This window comes from Candidatus Neomarinimicrobiota bacterium, assembly GCA_022560655.1.
In the GTDB taxonomy this organism is placed as follows: Bacteria; Fidelibacterota; Marinisomatia; order SCGC-AAA003-L08; family TS1B11; genus JADFSS01.
The window spans coordinates 1-7,639 of the sequence record JADFSS010000085.1 but is presented as its reverse complement, the minus strand read 5'-3'; the positions used below and the strand labels follow the sequence as shown (position 1 = coordinate 7,639).

Genomic DNA, 7,639 nt, shown 5'->3' with positions numbered 1-7,639 from the left:
ATAGGTCCTTGGGCCGACACCCCCTGGTTAGGGTGCCAGCGCAACCCATTGCGGAACGACTGTTGGGCGAATGGTTGCGTGATGGAAAAGCCCCTTCACGAGGGACTGCTTCAAGCGGGACCGGTGAGACCTGAACTCGCGACTTCCGGATTGACAGGCTGGGGGTTTCCGACGGGAGCCCACCTACATTTATATTGTCGGCATACGAGGCGCCGCGCAAGCGGGCCCCTTCAGTTTTAGGAAAGGCCTGATTAATCCCAGAGTTAGTATGCCCCATTAGCGATCCCGCATTTTGCTAGTAAGCTGCAACCAGGGGCCGCTCATTCGGCCCCTGTTCTTTCACGGCATAGGGGGCCGTGGTGCGCGGACGGGTGATGATGTGATAAATCGCCTTTTCATTGTCTGGTCGATTTATTAAACTGAGCTGATTCACCAGATAAGGTAGTGAGATGAATGGTCATTTTTTGCGAATCAGATTTCTCCCTACGCTAGCTGTATTGTTAGGGGCATCCATCGGATGCGATAAAACCCCACCTTCAATAACGATTCTCACCCCAACCGTAAATGAAACTGTGAGTAACCAGATCGAGATAAGCGTAAAGGCAACAGATAACGAGGCCGTAGCTTCTGTCGATATTTTCATCGGAGGAGTATCGTTCGAGGCCTCGAAGCGGAATCAGGATATATACGTCTATAATTGGGACACAGACCTTGGCCCGAATGGGCCAGTTACCATATTGGCTAGCGCTATTGACGAAAGCGACAACAAATCAGACTCAGATCCGATCCCGGTGAACGTAGAAAACTATCGGGTGGTCGTATATGTAAACACAACCTGGGATGCAATTATTTTCAGTTTTGCAGACACGTCCGGCTTGATTGATCCCCAAGACAGTGTAAAAGTCAGAGTTCTGAAAAATAGCGGTAGCTTGCCATTCTCGGCAAACTCCCCGACTAATAGATGTGGTACCACAATAATATGGGATTTCGATGTGGAGGTTGGCACCGAGGACGTTAGATGGTTTCTCTGGGTTTCTGACAGCCACTGGTACGTTTGGATCAAAAACCAAGGTTCAGTGAATATTTCTCATGCAAGAATCAACCAGGACACATTTGCGGAAACATATTGCAGTTCCGGCATACCGAATGATTCCCGCTGGTACGGAATTGGCTATTATCAAAATATTGGCTCAAGTAATAACGCCTATTTCTATCTTAACAGTCATCCTCAATACGCTTTCGTTTATTGGGGGAACTTTTCTTTACTCGGAACCGACATAAACCTTTACCAGGACTTTGCGACCGGATTATATAAGAGGATTGAAAGATCCGACGATTCGGGTATTCCAAAGATTTCGGAAGCGGCGAGGGAGACAGGGCTGGGTGGAGCGTCTCGTGAACGCATCGTGTTTGCTGATCCTCAAGGTTTCCTGATTAAATAGGCACCCCCCTTGACATCCCCCCGCCCGATCCATACCATTAGCCGCCCGGGGCCCTAGGCCCCCCGTCTACTGGTACTGAAGGCTGGCTACACGGGGGGGTCTTGGACACCTCATGGCCATGCCAGAGTTCCCTACGGCCGGAAGTAGTAGTTCAGGGTGAAGTTGGTCAGCAGGGCCGACAGGATGGTCCGGGTCTCGGAGGTGTAGTTGTCGAAGTCGCGCGTGCGTTCCGTCGAGTGGTAAACCAGGTTTATGGACGCCTCGCTGCCCACGGAGAACTGGTCGGAAACAAAGTATTCCGCGCCGAAGCCGAGGGTCAGACCGAGGAGATCGAGGGCGTCCCTGACTTCCTTTTTGTCATCGCCTGAGAACTCAGAGCTGGAGACCACCGGCAGCAAGAAGAAGACTTCCGCCAGCGTGTAGCTGCGCAGGTCGCCGGTGCGGGCGCTCAGGAGCCTGACACCCACCGTGGGCATGAACAGATGGAGGGAGAAGTCGGAACTACCCGACCCGAAGTCGTCGCTGTGGCTCCTCTTGGAAGACACGGAGAAATAGCCTAGCGACAGGTTCGGTACGACGGTCCTGCTCCCCAGGGACCTGGCGCCCAGCAGGACCTGGGCGCGGGATATGGGCGCACCGCGCTTGAAACTCAGGTTGGGCGGTTGGGCCATGAGCCCCGTTACTATACCCGCCAGCATGATAAGCATTATACTCTTAACCATGATCATCCCCCTTCACCCGTTTGGTTAGCGATTGTTGGTTTCAGCGCTATAGTACACCACCTGACCGGGAAAGATGTCACAGAAATGTAAAAGTACTGTCAGAGTTTCCCCCAAAAATGCCACCTGGGCGCGTTGCTCGCCTGCAGGGGTAGCCGGGGCTGCTACGTGCTTTACCCAACGACACCAGCGGTCGATGACGAACGTAGCGAAACGCCGGCAAGACTCCTTTACCCGGGAACTGAAGCAGGAGATCCTGGAGCGGCGGGAGAAGATCGAGCGCAGGCCGCTTCAGTCGAGGCGCCAGCGAAAACTCGGCAGTGCAAAATGTATTTCTTTGTTTAAGACCGAAGTAGCTTATATTGCTTTGACGATGTACCATCACAGCTTTAATCACATACCGTGGCAGGGGCTTGAGCAAGCATGATGCTCACCGCTGATTGCCCCCAGCCGGGTCTGACAACTTCAGCATGATCCGAAGCGTACAGTCCAAGGACCTGAAGGTGGGCATGTATGTTATTCTGGACATAGCCTGGTTTCGCCACGCGTTCCCCAAATCCCGTTTCAAGCTGGTTTCCACCAAGCAGATCCGGAAGATCATTGCCACAGGGATCAAAAAAGTCAAAGTCGATATGTCCAAGAGCGAAGTGATTGAGGCGTCGGCAGCCAGCGCCGCTCGGCCTGATGCAAACGATGACCAGGCCCGTCAATCCGGGCAGGCGGGGGGCCTTTCACAGGGCAGCAGCGAGAGTGACGAGGGAGAAAGCGTCGAGACTCCCGTTGGGGAGGGAGAGCAGCCGGCGCCCGACGCCGTGACTCCGCAGGAGGAGGGTCCGGAAGGCAGCGGCATTGACACGGTGACCATTGATGATAAGGACGAGTGGGAGAGCAGCGGCATCGACACGGTGACAATCGAGGAAAAGGACGAGTGGGAGAGCAGCGGCATCGACACGGTGACAATCGAGGAAAAGGACAAGGGGGAGGGCAGCGGGATCGACACGGTGACGGTTGAGGAGCAGGACGAGCCGGAAGGGAGCGGCATCGACACGGTGACGGTTGAGGAACAGGACAGGGGGGAGGGCAGCGGGATCGACGCGGTAACGCTGGACGACCAGGACGAGCCGGAAGGCTACCTGCCACCGCGAATGGTGAAAGCAGAAGATTTAGCGCTGGGCATGTATGTCATCTTGGAGGCGAAGCCGGATTCAATCTCTCTCCTGGAGGGCAGTTTCAGAATTGCCACGGAAGACCAGCTGGCGGAGCTCGTCAGCAGCGGGATCGGGGCGGTGAGGGTGGACCCGGGCCGGAGCGATCCGGATACGCTACCGCCTGCGGAGCTGGTCCCAGTGGAGGTCATAGCGGCTGAGCTTCGGGAGACGCTGGAGGACGCCCTGATCCCACCCCGGAACAAGGCGGGCGCCATTTATCGATACGCCATACGGATGATGGAGCAGCTGCTGGCCAAGCCCAGTGCCGAGAATATCGCCCAAGGAAAAGAAATGGTCCGCGCTATCGTGGATCAGATCATGGCTGACGATGAGATGGCCAACTTCATGGTTGTGATCCTGCCCCACGATGAGCACACCTATACCCACTCCGCCAACGTGGGCGTCCTGTCCATTCTGTTGGCCAAAGCGGCGCTGAAGGACTCCGGCGACTATGATCTGGTGGAGCTGGGAACGGGCTTTTTCCTGCATGATCTGGGCATGACCCAAATGCCCGCCCAGCTCTTAAGCAAGCGCGGCAAACTTTCCGCAGCTGAGTGGAAACTCATTCGCAGGCACCCCTCGTCCGGCGAGAAGATGCTCGCAGCCACCAACGTGTGGACGGAAGAGTGCGCCCGCATCCTGCTTCAGCACCATGAGCGGGAGGACGGCAGCGGCTACCCCCAGGGGCTTTCGGGCGACGGCATTGATCCAGCTGCCCAGATCTGCAGAATTGCCGACGTTTATGAGGCGCTGACCTCCCGCCGCCGGTATCGAGCAGCGCCGGTGTTGGCCCCGTATCAAGCCCTGCAGACCATGAAAGCAAGCATGGTCAATGACTACAACGCGGAAATATTTAGGGTCTTCGTCTCGCTGTTCAGCAGGTAGTCAGGGACGAGGGACCGCCGGCTTGACAGGCCGGGTGGATACGACGGAAGATGAGTAGTGATCTGCTATCTTGCCACTGTCAGGTTCACCATGGTCGTCCTTTCTTCGTGGGAAATATCCCTACTGAGCATGGATGAATTTTCAGTCCGTCGTCGCCCTCCCGGTAAAACACTAATCCCGGACAAAAAAGCGTGGACAATAGGCGCGAGCCCGACCCGACCCGTGAGACAGCCGTTAAGCACGTGTGAGGCATCCGTAGATGCTAACCTAATGAGTCTATGGAGTTTACATAACGGCGTGAGGCAAGATGCACGAAGAAACCATCACCCTGTTTAGCCAGGCGGTAGAGGATAGGAGTCTCGCATTCACCGTGGAGTACAGGGGCCAGGCTGGCATCCTTACGGCCGATGGATTCAAGCCTCAGCCCAGCAGGATCAGCCCCTCTGCCCGGCGGCAGGACCCAAGCATACGCATCCATGGAGCCCTGCTGAAGTCCATTCAGAGCGGGGAGGCTGATAGTGCCTTTCTTGATAAAGTGGGAGAATCAGTTCAACTCCTGGTAGTGGTCGAATATGTGCTACTCTCCTATTGTTACTGCCTCTTCGATATGCTCCCGATACTATGGCTATACGTTCCCAACCAGATCCGGAGTACGAGTCTTCTTGAGATTCTACCCCAGTTTTGCTTCAATGGCTACCGGGTCTACCCCTACGATAGAGTCGACAAAATTAAGCGGCGCCTGAAGGCTGCTGGGGCGCTGGTTTTTGAGGATACTGTCAATTATTCAAAACGGGTGCGGGGCTACTGGCTAGACTATCCCATCGACCGGTCTAGAGCACTGGAGACATGGGAAAAACCACCCCTCTATAGCCCTGAAATTGTGATCTCTCGAGACCTGCCTCCCGAGACTTCCCACCTGCACACCGTGGAAATATCCCATCTTTCCTTGGCTCTCCATGGTCTGTTCACCGACCACGATTTGCAGGGCCTCCGTACCCTGTTTGTGGCAATGGCCTTCGAGATAGACAAGGCCATCACTGCAGATGAACCCAGCCCCGAGATTATACATCCGTACGAGAGGCAATTACAGGCTTTGCGTACAATAAATAGGTCACTCCAGAATCGCGGCCTTCTGTCTTTAGAGGCCGGGAAGAAGGTGAACTCTTTCCTCGATCAGCAGATCGAACTTGCCTCCCGACGCAGCCAGTTATTCCCTGAGTTCGTTTTAGAGGCGGTGGCCGATTTCCTGGCTCAGAAGCAAGTGCGCTACCAAATGCGCCGAAATGAAAACTTTGTTGCCCTAAGGAATATCGTTGAAGACTTGCATAGGCACACCCAGGTGCGACCAAATTTTAACGAATGGTACCTCAGCCGTCTACTTCGCGGAGAGCGGATCATCATCGGTAAACCCAGGCTTCAGCGCATCCGTGTGAAGGAAAAGGTCAATGGTAAGGTCCACGAAGTGACTAAGCAGGTGACCTTCGTGAAGATAGACAAATCCCGACTAAACCACCTAATAATGAGTATTTCATGAAAAACCAAACCCTGCCGACGACAACCCCCCGGGGTCCGAAGCGCTTTTCGGATCTAGTGGGTATCGACCATCTGATGTCCACCATACGGCGGATGGTAGAGAGCCGCAATTATCACGGCGTGCTCATCGTCGGTGAATCCGGGACCGGCAAAACGCCCTTGGCAAATCTCTTGTACGCGAGAGCGCACTGCGACCGTCCGGATGACCTTGATCCCTGTGGTATGTGTGACGCTTGCACTACAGTTCTCGAGGGAGGCGGCAATGATGGCGTCAAATGCTATGGCTATCAACTCTCAAGTAACGATTACGAGTACTTGAAATTTCACCTGAGAGGAATGCCCATGGATTATCAACGGAAGAGCCTCTATATCGACAGATTGGAGTCCACCCCAAATAGTCTGCTTGTGCGATTACCCGAAATCATGGACAAGCACCCGCAGGCGCCGATCATCATGACGGCGGCCACGATTGATTCGTTGCCCGAGCCTCTGGTAAGCAGGTGCCGGATTCTGCATCTCAACCAATTCACCACCGAAACGATGGCGTCATGGACCGCTAAGGTGGCCAACGCTGCCGGCCTGGCGACACCGGATGATCATGCGCTGCATACGCTCATCGAAGCGGCCGGGTTGATCCCTGGCCGGATCCTAAAAGCCATCGAGTTGCTAGCGGGTGAAGCGGATAGCCTGACAATGGAATCCCTCGAATCGCCCATAGTTCAGGCAAACCTCGCTCCCAGCACCATCGCGGAGCCGCTGCTTACAATGTCTACCCTAGGCCCCGAGCAGGCGGCCCTTGAGGATGGGGGTCCCTTACGGATGTTAGAGCAATAGAGCGACCCTGATCGCGCTTTTTAGTCCTCGCCCTTTAGGTGAGGGTGGAGAATATAGTCTAAAACTCGAACATGGCTGCCGCGCCAACCAGCAGGTTTTCACAGCTACGAGAAATAGTATTCAAGTTTGTCCCGTGTAAAAGGAGGACCTACAATGCCTAGAGAGCCGATCAAGCTGAAGCGCCTCACCCAAGCAGGGATAGGGGAGGATGATCTCACGTACTTTATTGATACCTTCGTGCAACCGCCGGGACGTTATTGGTATAAAAGTGACTATAAAAGTCCCTGGCAGTTCGTCAAATCAAAAACCGGAATCCCAATAGGCGTGAAGGAATATGAAAACCTTCGCCACTTGGTTGGCGATATTTGGGTGGCGAAATGTTGCCCCGGGAAAACTGATTTTATCTGCATTGATATTGATAACAAAGGCCCGGTGCCTGTCATGATTCGGTACATTGAGGTTTGTTCCCTCTTCCACGTTCCGGCTATTGTCTTCCGGTCATCCAAAAGCGGTGGCTTGCACGTTTACTACTTTTTCCCAACAAAAGTGTGGCGCGATCCGCTGAAGAACTGGCTGCAAAATCGGATATCTGGTTTGCCTCAATTTGACATCCCACTTGAATACCTTCCCGGCAATCTCGATCATCTGAGATTGCCCCTCGGCAGGGATAGCATATTGCTGAGCCCCCAAACCCTTGAACCCATGGGGCTGACTTTAAAGGAGAGCCTGGACTACATCAAACAATACAGAAAGCAAAACGAATTGGAGTTCACCGATGAGGACTATACTCGATATTTTGAAACGTGGGATCATTGAAGATGGAACTCGAAATAAGAATCAATTGCGACTCATCCGGTACTATGAGGAAGAAGGATTTGAGGATAGTGATACCGAAGATAATATTTTAGCCTGGTACGAGGCGCTCGACCATAAGTCCAAAGATTGGAATCTCAATCCACGAATGGTTGAGAGGGAACTTAAAAGTGCCATCGCCAATTGGTACAACAAGGTAAAGAAC

The 7,639-nt window shown here is 53.9% G+C and carries 7 protein-coding genes; 6 read left to right on the top strand and 1 reads right to left on the bottom strand.

The features are described 5' to 3' along the window. The first annotated feature begins 572 nt into the window (after positions 1-572). Positions 573-1,442: a hypothetical protein gene (locus IH971_10070; GenBank protein MCH7498183.1), complete on the top strand. Its 870-nt coding sequence runs from the start codon at positions 573-575 to the stop codon at positions 1,440-1,442. A gap of 131 nt (positions 1,443-1,573) precedes the next feature. On the opposite strand, the gene IH971_10065 is transcribed toward IH971_10070, so the two are convergent. Next, positions 1,574-2,164 (bottom strand): hypothetical protein, encoded by a 591-nt coding sequence (locus IH971_10065; protein MCH7498182.1) that lies wholly within the window; start codon positions 2,162-2,164, stop codon positions 1,574-1,576. A gap of 193 nt (positions 2,165-2,357) precedes the next feature. Here IH971_10065 and IH971_10060 point away from each other — a divergent pair, with 193 nt between their 5' ends. From IH971_10060 to IH971_10040, 5 genes are all read left to right on the top strand, one after another. Beyond that, entirely contained in the window at positions 2,358-2,588 is a 231-nt protein-coding gene (locus IH971_10060) for a hypothetical protein (protein MCH7498181.1), read from the top strand. 43 nt (positions 2,589-2,631) lie between these two features. After that, positions 2,632-4,254 (top strand): DUF3391 domain-containing protein, encoded by a 1,623-nt coding sequence (locus IH971_10055; protein ID MCH7498180.1) that lies wholly within the window; start codon positions 2,632-2,634, stop codon positions 4,252-4,254. A gap of 307 nt (positions 4,255-4,561) precedes the next feature. Then, positions 4,562-5,788: a hypothetical protein gene (locus tag IH971_10050; GenBank protein MCH7498179.1), complete on the top strand. Its 1,227-nt coding sequence runs from the start codon at positions 4,562-4,564 to the stop codon at positions 5,786-5,788. Beyond that, complete coding sequence (locus IH971_10045) at positions 5,785-6,621, top strand: hypothetical protein (protein ID MCH7498178.1); 837 nt, start codon at positions 5,785-5,787, stop codon at positions 6,619-6,621. Before IH971_10050 ends, IH971_10045 begins: the two co-directional genes overlap by 4 nt. 153 nt (positions 6,622-6,774) lie before the next feature. Beyond that, positions 6,775-7,437 carry a hypothetical protein gene (locus IH971_10040; GenBank protein MCH7498177.1) on the top strand — a complete coding sequence of 221 codons (663 nt, stop codon included), beginning with the start codon at positions 6,775-6,777 and terminating at the stop codon, positions 7,435-7,437. Positions 7,438-7,639 lie beyond the last annotated feature (202 nt).